This is a genomic window from Pseudomonas sp. Pc102 (genome assembly GCF_018408275.1).
Taxonomy (GTDB): Bacteria; Pseudomonadota; Gammaproteobacteria; order Pseudomonadales; family Pseudomonadaceae; genus Metapseudomonas; species Metapseudomonas tohonis.
In genome coordinates this window covers 444,529-461,412 of record NZ_AP021905.1, presented here as the reverse complement: position 1 = coordinate 461,412, position 16,884 = coordinate 444,529, and the positions used below count along the sequence as shown (strand labels likewise).

Below are 16,884 nucleotides of genomic sequence, written 5' to 3'. Positions count from 1 at the left end.
GCCAAGGTCCCGCCCAGGGCCCCGGCGGTTCGCGAGCGCGATGACGCCGCCCAGGGTGTATTCCTGCGTCCCCCGGGCATGGAGCCCGGATCGTTCGCACGGAGGCCCGCATGCCCAACCCCCTGTCTACCCACCTGCTCGCCCTGGCCCTCTGCCTGCCCGGCCTCGCCCTGGCCGCCGGCGATTGCCCGCCCTGGAGCGATGCCCGCGCCAAGCGCGAGCTGCATGCCCTGCATGAACAGCTGTCGGGCTGGGAGCACAGCTACCACCGCGACCGCCTCTCGCCGGTCCCCGACGAGATCTACGACCAGGTGCGCTCGCGCTTCGCCGAACTGCGCCAGTGCTTCCCCCAGGCCGAGGCGCAGGAAACGCAGCCCCTGTCGACGGTAGGCGGCAAGCACACGCACCCCGTCGCCCAGACCGGCCTCGACAAGCTGGAGGACGCCAAGGCGCTGCGCGCCTGGATGCGCGGCCGCGACGACCTCTGGGTGCAGCCCAAGGTGGACGGCGTGGCGGTGACCCTGGTCTACCGCGGCGGCCGCCTGCAGCAAGCCATCAGCCGCGGTGATGGCGAGCGCGGCGAAGACTGGACGGCCAACGCCCGGCGCATCCCGGCCATCCCCGAGCGCCTCGCCGACCCGGGCGACCTGGTGCTGCAGGGCGAGCTCTACTGGTCAGTGCCCGGGCACGTGCAGGCACAGGCCGGAGGGCGCGGCGCCCGGGGCAGGGTCGCCGGGCTGATGGCCAGGCAGCACCTGGGGGATGAGGAGGCGCGCGGCATCGGGCTGTTCGTCTGGGACTGGCCCGGCGGCCCCGGGGGCATGCTGCAACGCCTGGACGGGCTGACCCGCCTGGGCTTCGCCGACACCCAGCGCCATACCCTGCCGGTGCGAAGCGCCGACCAGGTGGCGCACTGGCGCGAGCACTGGTATCGCAGCGGCCTGCCTTTCGCCAGCGATGGCGTGGTGGTCCGCCAGGGTGTGGTGCCCGCCGCACGCAACTGGGAAGCACGGCCGCCGCACTGGGCCATCGCCTGGAAGTACCCCTTCGCCCAGGCCCTGGCCGAGGTGCGGCGGGTGGAATTCCTCGTCGGTCGCACCGGGCGCATCACCCCGCGCCTGCTGCTCTCGCCCGTGACCCTGGAGGACCGACGCATCCAGCGGGTCAGCCTGGGTTCCCTGGAGCACTGGCGCGAGCTGGATATCCGCCCCGGCGACCAGGTCGCCGTCGCCCTGGCCGGGCTGACCATCCCGCGCCTGGAGTCGGTGGTGCTGCGGGCGGGCGAGCGCGTGGAACTGGAGGTGCCGGACCCGACCGCCCTGCACGCCCTGAGCTGCTGGCACCCGACGCCCGGCTGCGAGGCGCAGTTCCGTGCACGCCTGGAGTGGCTGTCCGGCAGCGGTGGCCTGGCGATGCGCGGCGTCGGCCCCGGTACCTGGGAGCGGCTGCTGACGGCCGGCAGGATGGACGGCCTGCTGGACTGGCTGGAGCTGGAAGAAGAAGAGTTGGCCAGGCTGCCGGGCTTCGCTCAACGCAATGCCCGGCGCTTCCGGGAGGCGGCGGCCGAAGCCAGGCGGCAACCCTTCGCCCGCTGGCTGAAAGCCCTCGGCCTGCCGCCCAGCGGCAACGCCGACCTGAAGGGCGGCTGGGAGAAAATGGCCGCCCGTTCGGAGGCGCAATGGCAAGCCGTGCCAGGCCTGGGGCCCGAGCGCGCGCGACAGCTGCGGGCGTTTTTCCACCACCCGGAAGTCCAGGCGCTGCAAGAGCGCCTGGCGAAAGCGCAGGTGGATGGCTTCGGGGCCGCGCCTCAGTAGGCGCGGAATTCCTTGTGGCACGCCTCGCAGGCGTCCTCGGCCTTCTGCACCAGCGGAGCCATCGCGTCCGGGTCCAGGGGGCGCTTCGCCGTGGCGGCGGCCAGTTGGCCGGTAGCGGCTTCCAGCTCGCGGGCCAGGCTCTGGAAACGCTCCTGGCGCTGCCAGACGTCATCACGGGCGTCGCTGTCGCCTTCGTCACGCACCTTGGGGAAGTGCTGCCAGGGCTCATGGGACAGCTGGTCGAGCTTCACCGCGTTCTCGGCGAACTTCTGCTCGTTGAACTCGACGCGGCCACGCAGCATGCCGCCAAGATCCTCGCTGGTGTGCAGCATCTGCTTGAAGATCGCCTGGCGCTTGCCCAGCGGCGAATTGGGGTCGACGCCACCGCAGGCGGCGAGAGTCAGGCAGGCGCAAAGCAGGGTCAGGACGGTCGTTCTTTTCATGGCGGATCACGGGGTACTGCGACGGGCGGGGCGCACAGTATCGATAGATGCCCGGCAAATACCAAGGGTGGCGACAGTTTGTCGCAGATCATTGAAAGCCCGATCAGCCAGGCACGAGCAGTCATTCACGGCCACACTGGACGACGACCGAAACCACCCGAACGAGGCGAACCCATGCACCTTCCCACGCTGTTGCTGCTCACCGCCGGCCTGGCCCTGGCGGGCATCGCCCACGCGACCGAGGCGCCGCCCACCGGCTGCGCGGCGAAGCGCCAGGCCCTCGAAGCCCGCATCGAACAGGCGCGCGTCCACGGCAACGATGCACAGGTCGCGGGCCTGCAGAAGGCCCTGGACGAAGTGACGGCCCACTGCACCGACGCCGGCCTGCGCCAGCAGCGCGAGGACGCCATCGCCAAGCACCGCGCCGAGGTCCGGGAGCGCGAAGCCGACCTGCGCGAAGCCCGGGCCAAGGGCGACGTGGAGAAGATCGCCAAGCGCGAGGCCAAGCTGGACGAGGCCCGTCGCGAATTGAACGCCGCCGAGGCGCAGCTGCAACGCTGAGCCCCGGCGCGACCGATCAGGCAGCGACGAAGAAGAAGCTGGCGATCAGCCCCATGCCGGCGAACCAGACCAGCGAGCGCAACGCCGCCCAGTCTGCCAGGTAGCAGATGAAGTAGGCGATGCGGCTGGCCACGAAGGCGATGGCCAGGGCATCCAGCGTCCCCTGCTCGGCACCCCCGGCGAGATGACCGATGACCACGGCGATGGCGAATGCCGGGGTGACCTCGAAGGCGTTGAGCTGGGCATTGTTGGCACGCTTGCGCCAGCCTTCGAGCCCGGCGAGGAAGGTGCGCGGATCATGGTTCTGCCGAGGGCCGAAGTCGCCTCCGGTGAACTTCGCCGCAGCGGTGGACAGGTAGGGCAGGAACAGCGCGATCAGCACGCACCAGTAGGCGAGGGTCATGGGGGCTCCAAGGACGAAGGGTGAGCGTAGAGCCTGGTGATTCCGACGTTCGGCGTCCATGGCCGCCAAAAACGTGGCAATCGGCACATCGGCCAATGGCCACGATTGTCCGTCGGGCGCATCGCCTGTACTAATGCGTGTTTTTCATGGACGAGAAAACTCCCATGCCTCGATTCGCCATCCTCCTGATTTCCCTGTTGCTGCTCAGCGGCTGTGGCTACAACGCCATGCAGAGCGCCGACGAGCAGGTCAAGGCCGACTGGGCCGAGGTGCTCAACCAGTACCAGCGCCGCGCCGACCTGATCCCCAACCTGGTCAGCACCGTGCAGGGCTACGCGGCCCACGAACAGGCCGTGCTCGCCCAGGTCAGCGAGGCCCGCGCGCGGGTCGGCAGCGTCCACCTCGACGCCGGCCAGCTCACGGACGAGCAGGCGGTGAAGAACTTCCAGAACGCCCAGGGCCAGCTCAGCTCCGCGCTCTCGCGCCTGCTCGCGGTGAGCGAGAACTACCCGCAGCTGAAGGCCGACGGGCTGTTCCAGGACCTGCTGGCGCAGCTGGAGGGCACCGAGAACCGCATCACCGTGGCGCGCTCGCGCTACGTCAAGGCCGTGCAGGCCTACAACGTGCTGGTGCGCCAGTTCCCCGGCAACCTGACCGCCATGGCGTTCGGCTACGAGCCCAAGGCCAACTTCAGCGTCGCCAACGAGGCGGAGGTCTCGGTCGCACCCAAGGTCGACTTCGCCACGCCGCATCGCGAGGGCTGACCATGCGCGCCTCACTGTTCAGCCTGCTGCTGGTGCTGGTCAGCCTCGGCGCCGGCGCCGCGCAGCCGGTGCCGGCCCTCACGCAGCGGGTCACCGACCTCACCGCCACCCTGGACGCCGGCCAGAGTGCCGCCCTCGAACACCAGCTCGCTGCCCTGGAGAAGGAGAAAGGTGCCCAGCTCGCGGTGCTGATCATCCCCAGCACCGGCGAGGAAAGCATCGAGGCCTATGCCATCCGCGTGTTCGAGCAGTGGAAGCTGGGGCGCAAAGGCGTGGACGACGACATCCTGCTGCTGGTGGCCAAGGACGACCGAGCGCTGCGCATCGAGGTGGGTTACGGGCTGGAGGGCGCGGTGTCCGACGTGCTGGCCTCGCGCATCATCCGCGAGCGCATCACCCCGGCCTTCCGCGAGGGCGATTTCTTTGGCGGCATCCAGGCTGGCACCGATGCCCTATCGGGCCTGGTGCGCGGCGAGGCGCTGCCGGAACCGGTTGGCGGCAACCGCCAGGCGGACAGCATCAACCTGTTCAGCCTGATACTGTTCTTCGCCCAGTTCTTCATCGCACCGGCCCTGGTCAAACGCATTCCCAGGCCCTGGGCGCGGCAGCCCAACGGGCAGCGCTACTTCGCCTGCGTCGGCCTGGTGACGGTGGCGACCCTGGCGTATTGCCTGGTCACCCTCACGCCCACCGACCTGCTGCTGTTCTTCACCCTCACGGCGGGTTTCATCGGCCTGTTCGCGTTCATCTTCATCGTCGCGCCACTGTCGACCTGGCAGTTCGGCAGCGGCTCGGGCTCCTCCGGCGGTTCGTCGGACAGCAGCTCGAGCAGCTCGTCCGGCAGCTCCGGCGGCGGCTTCAGCGGTGGCGGTGGTTCCAGCGGCGGTGGCGGAGCCTCCGGCCGCTGGTAGCGGTCAATCCTTGAACTGGTCGCGGATGTAGGTGATCTCCGTCTTGCCGTGCGGCGCGGGCTTGCCGTCCTCGCCCAGGTTGACGAAGACCATGCGGTCGATGGTGAGGATGCTCTTGCGGGTGATCTTGTTGCGCACCTCGCAACGCATGGTCATGGAGGTGCGGCCGAACTCGGTGGCGGTGATGCCCAGCTCGATGATGTCGCTCTGGCGGGCCGAGCTGACGAAGTTGATCTCCGACATCATCTTGGTCACCACGCGCTGGCTGCCGAGCTGGATGATGGCGTAGATCGCCGCCTCCTCGTCGATCCACTTCAGCAGGCTGCCGCCGAAGAGGGTGCCGTTGGGGTTGAGGTCCTCGGGCTTGACCCATTTGCGCGTATGGAAATTCATGCGTCCTTCTCCTTGCGTCGATGACGCCGGGGATGATGGCAGAGGCCCGACGCGCTGTCCCCGCAACGAAATCGATCACCCTGATAGTTCGCGCGCCGGACGACGGAAAACCTTGGGCAGATCGCCTCGCGCAGCTATAATCCCCCGGCTTCACGCGGCCACCGGCCGCGCCCGCCACCTGTCCGAGGGGCGCTGCAGCAGGCCTGTTCTCCAAGGGGTCTGTCAGGCTCGGATGGGGCGTTATCCAAACGCATCAACGGCGCCCATTCGCACACAACGAATGGAGAGTACGCATGAGCGCTGTCATCACGCCTGCCGATTTCAACGATTACAAGGTCGCCGACATTTCCCTGGCCGCCTGGGGCCGTCGCGAGCTGATCATCGCCGAGTCCGAAATGCCCGCCCTGATGGGCCTGCGTCGCAAGTACGCGGCCAGCCAACCGCTCAAGGGCGCGAAGATCCTCGGCTGCATCCACATGACCATCCAGACCGGCGTGCTGATCGAGACGCTGACCGCCCTGGGCGCGGAAGTGCGCTGGTCGTCCTGCAACATCTTCTCCACCCAGGACCAGGCCGCTGCCGCCATCGCCGCCGCCGGCATCCCGGTGTTCGCCTGGAAGGGCGAGACCGAGCAGGAGTACGAGTGGTGCATCGAGCAGACCATCCTCAAGGACGGCCAGCCCTGGGACGCCAACATGGTGCTGGACGACGGCGGTGACCTGACCGAGATCCTGCACAAGAAATACCCGCAGATGCTCGAGCGCATCCACGGCGTCACCGAAGAGACCACCACCGGCGTGCACCGCCTGCTCGACATGCTCAAGGCCGGCACCCTGAAAGTCCCGGCGATCAACGTCAACGACGCCGTGACCAAGAGCAAGAACGACAACAAGTACGGCTGCCGCCACAGCCTGAACGACGCCATCAAGCGCGGCACCGACCACCTGCTGTCCGGCAAGCAGGCCCTGGTGATCGGCTACGGCGACGTGGGCAAGGGCTCCGCCCAGTCCCTGCGCCAGGAAGGCATGATCGTGAAGGTCTCCGAGATCGACCCGATCTGCGCCATGCAGGCCTGCATGGACGGCTTCGAGCTGGTCTCCCCCTACAAGAACGGCATAAATGACGGCACCGAAGCCAGCATCGACGCCGCCCTGCTGGGCAAGATCGACCTGATCGTCACCACCACCGGCAACGTCAACGTCTGCGACGCCGGCATGCTCAAAGCCCTGAAGAAACGCGCCGTGGTGTGCAACATCGGTCACTTCGACAACGAGATCGACACCGCCTTCATGCGCAAGAACTGGGCCTGGGAAGAGGTCAAGCCGCAGGTGCACAAGGTCCACCGCACCGGCGCCGGCAGCTTCGATCCGGCCAACGACGACTACCTGATCCTGCTGGCCGAAGGCCGCCTGGTGAACCTGGGCAACGCCACCGGCCACCCGAGCCGCATCATGGACGGCTCCTTCGCCAACCAGGTGCTGGCGCAGATCTTCCTGTTCGAACAGAAGTTCGCCGACCTCCCCGCCGAGAAGAAAGCCGAGCGCCTGACCGTGGAAGTCCTGCCGAAGAAACTGGACGAGGAAGTGGCGCTGGAAATGGTCAAGGGCTTCGGTGGCGTGGTCACCCAGTTGACCAAGCAGCAGGCCGACTACATCGGCGTCGACGCCTCCGGCCCGTTCAAGCCGGACAGCTATCGCTACTAATCAGCAGCGGCAAGCTTCAGGCTGCAAGCGGCAAGAAAGGGCCGGCAACGCCCTCTTGCAGCTTGCAGCTTGCACCTTGCAGCTGAGAAGGAACCCTTCTCCATGTCTCAAGAACGCCGCTACAGCTTCGAGTTCTTCCCCACCAAGACCGAAGCCGGGCATGAAAAACTGCTGAACACCGCGCGTCAGCTGGCCACCTACAAGCCGGACTTCTTCTCCTGCACCTACGGTGCCGGTGGCTCGACCCGCGACCGTACCCTCAACACCGTGCTGCAGCTCGATGGCGACGTGAAGGTGCCGACCGCGCCGCACCTCTCCTGCGTCGGCGACAGCAAGGCCGACCTGCGCAGCCTGCTCGAGCAGTACAAGGCCGCCGGCATCAAGCGCATCGTCGCGCTGCGCGGCGACCTGCCCTCGGGCATGGGCATGGCCAGCGGCGAGCTGCGCCACGCCAACGAACTGGTCGAGTTCATCCGCGCCGAGACGGGCGATCACTTCCACATCGAAGTCGCCGCCTACCCGGAAGTACACCCCCAGGCACGCAACTTCGAAGACGACCTGGCCAACTTCGCCCGCAAGGCGAAAGCCGGTGCCGACAGCGCCATCACCCAGTACTTCTTCAGCGCCGACTGCTACTTCTACTTCGTCGACCGCGTGCGCAAGCTGGGCGTGGACCTGCCGATCGTCCCGGGCATCATGCCGATCACCAACTACAGCAAGCTGGCGCGCTTCTCCGATGCCTGCGGCGCCGAGATCCCGCGCTGGGTCCGCAAGCAGCTGGAAGCCTACGGCGACGACCTGGAAAGCATCCAGGCCTTCGGCGAACAGGTGGTCAGCGAGATGTGCGAGCGCCTGCTCCAGGGTGGCGCACCGGGGCTGCACTTCTACACCCTGAACCAGGCCGAACCCAGCCTGGCCATCTGGAACAACCTCAAACTGCCACGTTGAGGCGAAGGGCCGGCGGCAGGATGCGCCGGCCCCTTCACTCAAGGAAGACACCATGAAGACCACCCTCCGCCTTGCCCCGCTCGCCCTCCTGATCGGCTGTGCCAGCCCCAGCGCCTTCGCCAGCTTCGACTTCGTCTGCAGCCCGACCTGGGCCATCGCCGGCGACCAGCTGATGGGGTGCAGCAACCTGCCCTTCCTCAGCCCCGGCAACGACAGCCGCGCCAACCTGCAGTTGCTGCTGGCCGACGCCGGCCGCCTGCGCCTGCCACAGACACTGAAGTCCACCAGCGGCTACGAGGACGGCTACGCCCAGGTGCCCTTCACCCTGGAGATGCTCGACCCAGCCGTGGCCGAGGCGGCCGAGCGTGAAAAGGCCAGCGAAGGCCAGGAGAACGACACCGAGAACACCGAGACCGAACAGGAAGACCCGCGCAAGGAAAACCTGTCCCTGGCGCTCGAGCAGCTGGGTGTCGAACTGGGCGAGACCGACCTGGCCGAGCACTACTTCGCCGAAGGCGAGGGCAATCGCTGCCGCAGCAACGACTTCGACAGCGCCCATGCCTTCGTCGACCAACTGGCCAGCACCGAGGCGCTTTCGGCCGGCGAGCGCAAGGCGCTGGCCGACAGCCGCGTCAACCTGCTCACCGTCTGCGGCGAGGGCGACCCGCAACCCGAAGACGTACTGCCCGCCGCGACCCTGCTCACCTCCCCCGTCGCCCAGGCCTTCGCCAGCTACCTGGCCGGTGCCGACGCGTTCTACCGGGGCGACTTCGCCGGCGCCCGCCAGCAGTTCGCCGGCCTCGCCAGCAGCGAGCAGCCCTGGCTCAAGGAAACCGCCCTGTACATGCAGGCGCGCGTGGAACTGAACCAGGCCCAGCAGGACGCCTTCGACGAGTACGGCATCCCCGACCTGGCCAAGATCGACCGCAACGCCATGGCCAGCGCCGAGTCCGGCCTCAAGGCCTACCTGCAGGCCTACCCCGAAGGGCTCTACCACGCCTCCGCGCGCGGCCTGCTGCGCAAGGTCTACTGGCTGCTGGACGACCCGCGCAAGTTCGCCGCCGAGTACGCCTGGCAGTTCGCCCAGGACGAGGACAGCGCCCAGCGCAACATGAACGGCCGCGCGCTGATCGAGGAGCTCGATGTCAAGCTGCTGCCGGCGCTCAAGCCCGAGGACGTGCAGGACCCGACCCTGCTCGCGGTGATGGACCTGATCCGCCTGCGCAAGCCCGGCAGCGAGCTCAGCCCGAGCATCAGCCTGGAACAGTTGCAGGCGCAGAAGCAGCGCTTCGCCAGCCAACCCGGCCTGCACGACTACCTCGTCGCCGCCTGGCACTTCTACCGCGGTGGCGATGCCGCCAAGGCCCTGGGGGCCCTGCCCGCCGGCGACACCCAGGCCCCCATGAGCCTGCTGGTGTTCAGCCAGGAAACCCTGCGTGGCCTGGCACTGGAAGCCACCGGCAAACCCGACGCGGCACGCGAGCTCTGGCTGCAGCTGCTATCCCGCCAGCCGTCCGCGCTGCAGCGCGGCCAGCTCGAACTGGCCCTGGCACTGAACCTCTCGCGCACTGGCAAGGTAGCCGAGATCTTCGCCGCCGACTCACCGATCCGCACCGCGCCGATCCGCGAGATCGTCCTGCGCAACCTCGCCTCCGCCGACCTGCTGCGCCAGCAGGCCAAGGACAGCGCCGCGCCTGCCGCCGAGCGTGACACCGCCCTGTTCACCCTGCTCTACAAGGAGCTGGTGTTCGGCGACTACGCCCACTTCCAGCAAGACCTGGCCCTGCTGCCGGACCCGGCGCCCAAGGTAGAGGAAGGCGCCACCTGGGCCGTCGGCCGCTTCGCCTGGGCCGGCCAGTCCGGCGCCGGCGAGTACGCCTGCCCATCACTGGCCAAGGTCGCCGAGCGGCTGCAGGAGAACGACGGCGACGGCCTGGCACTCAACTGCCTGGGCGATTTCATCCGCACCAACGGCCTGGACGGTTTCAGCCTCAATGACCAGCCGCCGAAAGACGAGCTGGGCGGCTCGACCACCGACTTCCCCGGCTCGCCCTGGTCGCGCCTGGCCGGCTACCAGCGGACCATCGACGATCCCCACGCCAGCGCCGACGAAATGGCCTATGCGCTATTCCGCGCGGTGAACTGCTTCGCCCCCTCCGGCTACAACACCTGCGACGGCCAGGACATCGCCAAGTCCCAGCGCAAGCAGTGGTTCCAGGACCTGAAGAAGAACTACCCGGGCAACCCCTGGGCGCAGAAGCTCAAGTACTACTGGTAAGCGACGCGTGATCGCCAGGGCGCTGGCCCTGCTGCTGGCCCTGGCGAGCCTTCCCGGCCTCGCCGCGGAACGGGTGGATGCCGCCGACTACGATGCCTTCTGGGTCTGGAGCGGCGTGCGTTCCCAGGCGGTGCTGGCCGAGGCGCGCACGCTCTACATCCTTCAGGGCCAGATCGACGGGCCGCGCCAGAGCGGCGACCCGCAGGCGCGCTTCATCGCCCAGGGCATGGCAGTGCCGCGCCTGTCGCAAGGCGAGGTCTGGGTGGTGTACCGCGCCCATACCCTGCGCTGGACCGAGCCCGTCTACGCCACCCTCCTCGCCCAGCTCGAGCGCTGGCGCCGCGCGGGCAACCCGGTGGTCGGCGTGCAGATCGACTTCGACGCCCGCACCCTGCACCTGGACGGCTACGCCGCTTTCCTCGAGCAGCTGCGCCAGCGCCTGCCCCGCCAGTACCGCCTCGGCATCACCGGGCTGCTCGACTGGGGCAGCAACGGCGACCCGGCGGTGCTCAACCGCCTGGGCAAGGTGCTCGACGAGGTGGTGGTGCAGACCTACCAGGGCCGCCACAGCATCCCCGACAACGCCCGCTACCTGCCCCGCGTCGCCAGGCTGCAGCTGCCCTACCGCATCGGCCTGGTCCAGGGCGGCGAATGGAAGGCCCCGGAGTATCTGGAAGACAGCCCCTGGTTCCGCGGCTACGTGGTGTTCCTGCTCAATCCCTGAGCCATCGAGCGGCACCGGCAATCACTTCCCAGCCCGGGAAGCGCCGCGTATTCTGGCCCTATGCCAGCACTCTGCCACCTTCTCGTCCTGCTGCTGATAACCTGCCTTGGCCCCCTCGCCCAGGCGGAGCCGCTGCGCATCGTCACCGCCCCCTGGGCGCCCTACGTGTTCGAGGAAGACGGACAGGCACGCGGCCTGGACCATGGCGCCGCCGAGGAAGTGTTTCGCCGCCTGGGCGTGGAGGTGCAGTGGCAGTTCATGCCCTGGAAGCGCTGCCTCACCGAGATGGAGAACGGCCAGGCCGACGCGATCCTGGACATCTTCATGACCGCCGAACGCCGCACGTGCATGCATTTCGCCGAGGAGCCGCTGTCGCAGACCGAGTTCGTGCTCTTCTACGACCGCTCGCGGCCCTACCCCTTCACGGGCCTGCAGGATCTGCAGGGCCTGAAGGTCGGCGTCTCGCCCGGCTACTGGTATGGCGACACGGCCTTCCGCACCTCGCCGCTGTTCACCCGCGAGCCCGCCCCCAGCCACGAGGCCAACTTCGGCAAGCTGGTGCGCGACCGCGTCGACCTGGTGGTCAACGACCGCCGCGCCGGGCTCTACCTCGCCGAGCGGCTGGGGCTGTCGCGACAGATCGCCCACCATCCCCTGGCCGTGGGCGAGGACGCCCTCTACATCGCCTTCCGCCGGGCTCCGGAACTGCAGGAACTGGCCCGGCGCTTCGCCGAGGAGTTGCGCCGTTTCAAAGAGGAGCCGGGCTACGCCGCGCTGCAGGCCCGCTACCTCGCGCCCGGCCAGGCCGTCGCGGCGCGAACGCCGTTGAGCAGTCGATAGGCTGCACGCCGGAAATGCTCTGTTATACTCCCGGCTCCCGCCAGGCATACGCCCGGATGTTGGCCCCCCAGGCCAGCAGGACCGGACGGGAATCGCGCCTCCCCGCTGCGATTTTCTAGCCAGGCAGACACTCCCCCGGGCCAAGCCCTAACTAGACAGGATCTCCCATGTCCTTTGCCTCCCTCGGTCTCTCCGAGGCTTTAGTCGGTGCTGTGGAAGCAGCCGGCTACAACCAGCCCACTCCGGTGCAACAGCGGGCCATCCCCGCCGTGTTGCAAGGTCGCGACCTGATGGTTGCGGCGCAGACTGGCACTGGCAAGACCGGCGGTTTCGCCCTCCCGGTTCTCGAGCGCCTCTTCCCCAACGGCCACCCGGACAAGTCGCACCGCCATGGCCCGCGCCAGGCTCGCGTTCTGGTCCTGACCCCGACGCGCGAACTCGCCGCCCAGGTGCACGACAGCTTCAAGGTCTATGCACGTGACCTGCCGCTGGCCAGCGCCTGCATCTTCGGCGGTGTCGGCATGAACCCGCAGGTCCAGGCCGTAGCCAAGGGCGTCGACGTCCTGGTGGCCTGCCCCGGGCGCCTGCTGGACCTCGTGGGCCAGGGCAGCATCGACCTATCCCACGTGGAAGTCCTCGTGCTGGACGAAGCCGACCGCATGCTCGACATGGGCTTCATCCACGATGTGAAGAAGGTCCTCGCGCGCCTCCCGGCCAAGCGCCAGAACCTGCTGTTCTCGGCGACCTTCTCCAAGGACATCACCGACCTCGCAGGCAAGCTCCTGCACAACCCCGAGCGCATCGAAGTGACACCGCCGAACACCACGGTCGAGCGCATCGAGCAGCGGGTGTTCCGCCTCCCGGCCAACCACAAGCGCGCGTTGCTCGCCCACCTGGTCACCGTCGGCGCCTGGGAGCAGGTGCTGGTGTTCACCCGCACCAAGCACGGCGCCAACCGCCTGGCCGAGTACCTCGACAAGCATGGCCTGCCGGCCGCCGCGATCCATGGCAACAAGAGCCAGAACGCGCGCACCAAGGCCCTGGCCGACTTCAAGGCCAACAACGTACGCATCCTGGTCGCTACCGACATCGCCGCACGCGGCCTGGACATCGACCAGTTGCCCCACGTGGTCAACTACGAGCTGCCCAACGTCGAGGAAGACTACGTGCACCGCATCGGCCGTACCGGTCGTGCCGGTCGTAGCGGCGAAGCCATCTCCCTGGTCGCCCCCGACGAAGAGAAGCTGCTCAAGGCCATCGAGCGCCTGACCAAGCAACGCATCCCCGATGGCGACATGCAGGGCTTCGACGCCTCCACGGTGGAAGCCGAACGCCCTGACGTACGTCCGCCACAACCGGCTCGCCAGCCGCGTGCCGATCGACCGAAGCGCGAAGGAACCACCCCGCCCGCCGCCGACGGCGAGGGCAAACCGCGCAAGAGCCGCAACCGCCGCGGCAAGGGCAAAGGCAAGGAAGGCGAGAACGCCCAACCACCCGCCGTCCAGCAGCAGGCGCGTCCGGTACGCCCGCCGCAACCCGCACGTGATCGCGATCCGGAAGAATTCCTCGACGATGAGGTGGACAACTTCGGCAACCGCGCTGACTACGTCAGCCCCTATCCGGACAAATCCCAAAGCCGTAACCGCCGTGGCGGCCAAGCTCAGGGCCAGCCCCAGGGCAGAAGCCAGGGCCAAGGCCAGGGCGCCGGTGCGCGCCAGGGTGCAGGCCAGGGCAAGGCCCGCAGCGGCGGTGCCGGTGGTTCCGGCCAGGGTGCCGGCAACGGCCAGCGCCGCAATGGTCAGGGCCAGGGCCGCGGCACCGGTGGTGGCCAGGGCCGTCGCGACGAGCCACGTACCTCCCGCTCCCGCGAAGAACCCGCCGTGCAGGAGCCGCGCAAGCCGCAACCGAAGATCATCCACAAGGAATCCAAGGGTGATCGCTTCCCCACCGCGGAGCAGTTGGACCAGCTGTCCAACAGCCGCCCCCGTGGCGAGAAGCCGGCGTTGCTGACCCGCAACCGCTGAGCTGCAAGACGATGAAGAACGCCGGCCCCAGGGCCGGCGTTTTCATTTGTGATCCCGGAGCGCCATAAGCAGGCTTCAGCCCGGGAAGGGCTCAGCTCCGACACGGCGCTGCCTCACAAAAAGAAAAACGCCGGCATCAGCCGGCGTTCTTCGTCATCCGCGCAGCGTTACTTGCGCACACCCTCGAAGGAGATGATCAGCTCGACTTCCTGGGAAGCCGGGCCGAGGTCCTTCTGGATGTCGAAGTCCTTCAGCTTCAGGGTGGTGGTGCCCTCGAAGCCGGCGCGGTAGCCGCCCCACGGGTCGTCGCCTTCACCGATGAACTTGGCCTTGACCACGACCGGCTTGGTCACGCCGTTCAGGGTCAGGTTGCCGGTCACGTCGGCGGTGCCGTTGCCGGTGGATTTCACGCCGGTGGACTCGAAGGTGGCGGTCGGGTTCTTGCTCACGTTGAGGAAGTCGCCGCTCTTGATGTGCTTGTCGCGCTCGGCGTGGTTGGTGTCGACGCTGGCGGTCTGCAGGGTGACCTTGATCTTGCTCGCTTCCGGCGCCTTGGCGTCGAAGCTGAAGGAGCCGTCGAAGTCCTTGAAGGTGCCGTACAGCCAGCTGTAGCCCAGGTGGCTGATCTTGAAGTTGACGAAGGCGTGCTGGCCTTGCTTGTCGATGGCGTAGTCGGCGGCCATGGCCTGGCCGGCGAACAGGGCGGCACCGAGGGTCAGCGCGGCGATGGATTTCTTCAGCATCGGTATTTCTCCTTGTGAGGGTGCGGCTTATTTGGCGGCGCGCCCGAACATGCGGGTCAGGGTGGCGTCGCGATCGATGAAGTGGTGCTTGAGCGCAGCGAGCGCATGGATGCCGGCGAAGATCACCAGGCCCCAGGCGAGGTACTCGTGAATGGCGCCGGCGACGTCTTCCTGGTCGGGGATGCTGGTCAGGGTCGCCGGCACCTCGAACAGACCGAACACGGCGATGCCGCGACCGTCGGCGGTGGAGATCAGGTAGCCCGAGACCATGATGGCGAACAGGCCCAGGTAGAGCGCCAGGTGGCCGAGCTTGGAGCCCAGGCGGGTCAGGCGGTCGTGGTTGGGCAGGGCCGGCGGCGGCGGGCTGACGAAGCGCCAGCCGACCCGCGCGAGCATCACCAGGAACAGCAGGATGCCGATGCCCTTGTGGATGTCCGGGGCGGTCTTGTACCAGCCGCTGTAGTAGTCGAGGCCGACCATCCACAGCCCCAGGCCGAACAGGCCGAAGACGACCAGGGCGACCCCCCAGTGCAGGACGATGCTGACGAGGCCGAAGCGGTTGGAGGTATTGCGCCACTGCATCAGGAGGGTTCCTTGAAAATCGGATTGACCAAGCCTAGCGGCAAAAATATCGAATAAAAGTAGAAAATGTCGCTTTGAAATATCGAGTAAAACGATAGATATAACGAACGGCGCTAAGCGCGAATTAGGCGGGGTGACGAGCGGGAAGTTCGATCCCGGGTGCACGAACGGCACCCGGGAGGCGACTGGAGGTCACGGGCGTTGCGCCCGCGTCCCCGTCAGTTGAACAGGCGGGAGAAGAAACCCTTCTTCTCGTCCTTGGCTTCGGCCTTGGCCGGCGCCTCGGGCGTGGCGACGGCGACCTGCTCGACCGGCTCCAGCGTCTTGCCGGCGAACAGGTCGCGGGCCTGGCCGGCGGCGCGCTGGCCGCTGCGCAGGGCGCCTTCGAGGGTGCCCGGGTACAGCGCATCGGTGTGCTCGCCGGCGAAGATCACCCGGCCCAGGGGCTTCTCCCACATGCGCCAGTAGAGGCTGATCTCGCCGGGACCATAGGCCAGGTAGGCACCGCCCACCAGGGAGTCCTTGCCGTAGCGGCGCAGCTCGTAGCCGGAGAACTGCTCGCGGGCGCCGGGGAACAGCTTGTCGAAGCGGATCAGCACCTGGTCGACCATCTGCCGATCGCCAAAGGCCTGCAGCAGGCGGGCGTTGTCACCGGAAATGTTGACCAGCAGGTTGGCGCCGCCCTTGAGCGCGGGTTCGACCCACATCATGCCCAGGCCCTGGTCGCTGTAGACCTCGCCGGAGAGGCGCGACTTGCCCCACACGGGCTTCTTGAACTTGAGCAGCATCTGGTCGCGCCAGCCGTAGTTGATGTCCTTCAGCGAGCGCAGCTGAAGGGCCGACAGGGAAGGTGTCAGGCTGATCTTGTCCAGGGCCGGCAGCGGCACGGCGAGCACCACGTAGTCGGCGCTGTAGCCGGCGCCGCCCACTTTCACGGTGACGCTGTCCTTGTCCTGGACGATGGCGGAGACCCGCGCGTTGGTCTTGATGGTCTTGATCTTCTTGGCGAACGCCTGGGCCAGGGCCGCACTGCCGCCAGGCAGGCGGGCGGCGCGCAGGTCGCCTTCAGGCAGGCCGCGATAGACCCGGCCCTGCTGGGCGAGGTAGAGCAGCGACAGGCGCGAAGGCTCGTCGTAGCGCGAGCGGATGCGCTGGTCCACCAGGGCGCGGGCGGTCGGCGGCAGCGCCAGCTTGTCCAGCCAGCGCGCCACGCTGATGGAGTCGAGGGTCTTCAGGGTGGTGTTGACCAGCGGTTGCAGCGGGTCCTCGATGGAGGCCGCGAGGTCGTCCAGGCTCTTGTCGAAGCGCTTGAGCCCCTCGATCGTGGTGGGCGCCTCCTTGAGCAGGTCGGCCTCGTTGAAGTAGCGACCGGCGATCAGGTAGCCGGGGGTGCGCACGTAGTCCGGCGCGGCCACGGTCGCCAGCTTGAAGTCCTTGAGGTAGGCATGCAGGGTCGGCTGCAGCTTGCCGGAGCCGATCCACTCGGTGCTGGCCAGGCCCGAGCGCCCGCCGATGCTCGGCTTGGCCTCCAGCAGGGTCACCTGCCAGCCCTGCTGCTGCAGTTCGTAGGCGGCGGTGAGGCCGGCCATGCCACCGCCGACCACGATGGCGGCCGGTTGCTTTTCCTTGCCCTGCGCAACCGCACTGAGCACTCCCAACAGAATCAGCGCGCAGGTGCGCAGCCAGGCAGCAGACATGGATTCCCCCCGAGGAATGGTCGTGTTTCTTGGATGGCGCGCAGGATACGCCAGGC

16 protein-coding genes and 1 riboswitch are annotated in these 16,884 nt (G+C 67.9%); of the genes, 10 read left to right on the top strand and 6 right to left on the bottom strand.

All coding sequences use genetic code 11. The features are described from left to right. Positions 1 to 110 precede the first annotated feature (110 nt). A complete protein-coding gene (gene ligB, locus PHLH3_RS02220) occupies positions 111 to 1,814 on the top strand; it encodes an NAD-dependent DNA ligase LigB (RefSeq protein ID WP_213627980.1) in 1,704 nt (567 codons plus the stop codon). On the opposite strand, the gene PHLH3_RS02215 is transcribed toward ligB, so the two are convergent. Then, positions 1,808 to 2,257 (bottom strand): cytochrome c, encoded by a 450-nt coding sequence (locus PHLH3_RS02215; RefSeq protein WP_173175012.1) that lies wholly within the window; start codon positions 2,255 to 2,257, stop codon positions 1,808 to 1,810. The genes ligB and PHLH3_RS02215 overlap by 7 nt on opposite strands. A gap of 174 nt (positions 2,258 to 2,431) precedes the next feature. Here PHLH3_RS02215 and PHLH3_RS02210 point away from each other — a divergent pair, with 174 nt between their 5' ends. Further along, entirely contained in the window at positions 2,432 to 2,818 is a 387-nt protein-coding gene (locus tag PHLH3_RS02210) for a DUF1090 domain-containing protein (RefSeq protein WP_213627978.1), read from the top strand. A 16-nt stretch (positions 2,819 to 2,834) separates the two neighbouring features. Here the strand turns inward: PHLH3_RS02210 and PHLH3_RS02205 are convergent, their stop codons facing one another. After that, on the bottom strand, positions 2,835 to 3,221 hold the full coding sequence (locus tag PHLH3_RS02205; RefSeq protein ID WP_173175016.1) for an MAPEG family protein: 387 nt from the start codon (positions 3,219 to 3,221) through the stop codon (positions 2,835 to 2,837). A 164-nt stretch (positions 3,222 to 3,385) separates the two neighbouring features. On the opposite strand from PHLH3_RS02205, the gene PHLH3_RS02200 reads away from it, so the two are divergent. Both PHLH3_RS02200 and PHLH3_RS30605 read left to right on the top strand, forming a co-directional pair. Further along, positions 3,386 to 3,985, top strand: a complete 600-nt coding sequence (locus tag PHLH3_RS02200) for a LemA family protein (protein ID WP_213627976.1) — start codon at positions 3,386 to 3,388, stop codon at positions 3,983 to 3,985. Positions 3,986 to 3,987: 2 nt separating this feature from the next. Further along, complete coding sequence (locus tag PHLH3_RS30605) at positions 3,988 to 4,896, top strand: YgcG family protein (RefSeq protein ID WP_213627974.1); 909 nt, start codon at positions 3,988 to 3,990, stop codon at positions 4,894 to 4,896. 3 nt (positions 4,897 to 4,899) lie between these two features. On the opposite strand, the gene PHLH3_RS02190 is transcribed toward PHLH3_RS30605, so the two are convergent. Next, entirely contained in the window at positions 4,900 to 5,289 is a 390-nt protein-coding gene (locus tag PHLH3_RS02190; RefSeq protein WP_173175022.1) for a hotdog domain-containing protein, read from the bottom strand. A 178-nt stretch (positions 5,290 to 5,467) separates the two neighbouring features. After that, a riboswitch (S-adenosyl-L-homocysteine riboswitch) is annotated at positions 5,468 to 5,561 on the top strand. Between the two features lie 21 nt (positions 5,562 to 5,582). Here PHLH3_RS02190 and ahcY point away from each other — a divergent pair. The 6 genes from ahcY to PHLH3_RS02160 all read left to right on the top strand — a co-directional run bounded on the left by ahcY (position 5,583) and on the right by PHLH3_RS02160 (position 13,806). Further along, on the top strand, positions 5,583 to 6,992 hold the full coding sequence (gene ahcY / locus PHLH3_RS02185; RefSeq protein ID WP_213627972.1) for an adenosylhomocysteinase: 1,410 nt from the start codon (positions 5,583 to 5,585) through the stop codon (positions 6,990 to 6,992). Between the two features lie 102 nt (positions 6,993 to 7,094). After that, a complete protein-coding gene (metF, locus tag PHLH3_RS02180; RefSeq protein WP_213627970.1) occupies positions 7,095 to 7,940 on the top strand; it encodes a methylenetetrahydrofolate reductase [NAD(P)H] in 846 nt (281 codons plus the stop codon). 52 nt (positions 7,941 to 7,992) lie between these two features. Further along, entirely contained in the window at positions 7,993 to 10,218 is a 2,226-nt protein-coding gene (locus tag PHLH3_RS02175) for a hypothetical protein (protein ID WP_213627968.1), read from the top strand. A gap of 7 nt (positions 10,219 to 10,225) precedes the next feature. Continuing rightward, positions 10,226 to 10,942 (top strand): DUF3142 domain-containing protein, encoded by a 717-nt coding sequence (locus PHLH3_RS02170; protein WP_213627966.1) that lies wholly within the window; start codon positions 10,226 to 10,228, stop codon positions 10,940 to 10,942. A 60-nt stretch (positions 10,943 to 11,002) separates the two neighbouring features. Continuing rightward, positions 11,003 to 11,782 (top strand): transporter substrate-binding domain-containing protein, encoded by a 780-nt coding sequence (locus PHLH3_RS02165; protein ID WP_213627964.1) that lies wholly within the window; start codon positions 11,003 to 11,005, stop codon positions 11,780 to 11,782. 167 nt (positions 11,783 to 11,949) lie between these two features. Continuing rightward, positions 11,950 to 13,806: a DEAD/DEAH box helicase gene (locus PHLH3_RS02160; protein WP_213627962.1), complete on the top strand. Its 1,857-nt coding sequence runs from the start codon at positions 11,950 to 11,952 to the stop codon at positions 13,804 to 13,806. A gap of 167 nt (positions 13,807 to 13,973) precedes the next feature. Here the strand turns inward: PHLH3_RS02160 and PHLH3_RS02155 are convergent, their stop codons facing one another. From PHLH3_RS02155 to PHLH3_RS02145, 3 genes are all read right to left on the bottom strand, one after another. Beyond that, a complete protein-coding gene (locus PHLH3_RS02155) occupies positions 13,974 to 14,549 on the bottom strand; it encodes a YceI family protein (RefSeq protein ID WP_021218384.1) in 576 nt (191 codons plus the stop codon). Between the two features lie 27 nt (positions 14,550 to 14,576). Then, on the bottom strand, positions 14,577 to 15,131 hold the full coding sequence (locus PHLH3_RS02150; protein WP_173175036.1) for a cytochrome b: 555 nt from the start codon (positions 15,129 to 15,131) through the stop codon (positions 14,577 to 14,579). Between the two features lie 218 nt (positions 15,132 to 15,349). Beyond that, positions 15,350 to 16,828, bottom strand: coding sequence for a flavin monoamine oxidase family protein (locus tag PHLH3_RS02145; protein ID WP_173175038.1), 1,479 nt, complete (start codon positions 16,826 to 16,828; stop codon positions 15,350 to 15,352). Between the last annotated feature and the right edge of the window lie 56 nt (positions 16,829 to 16,884).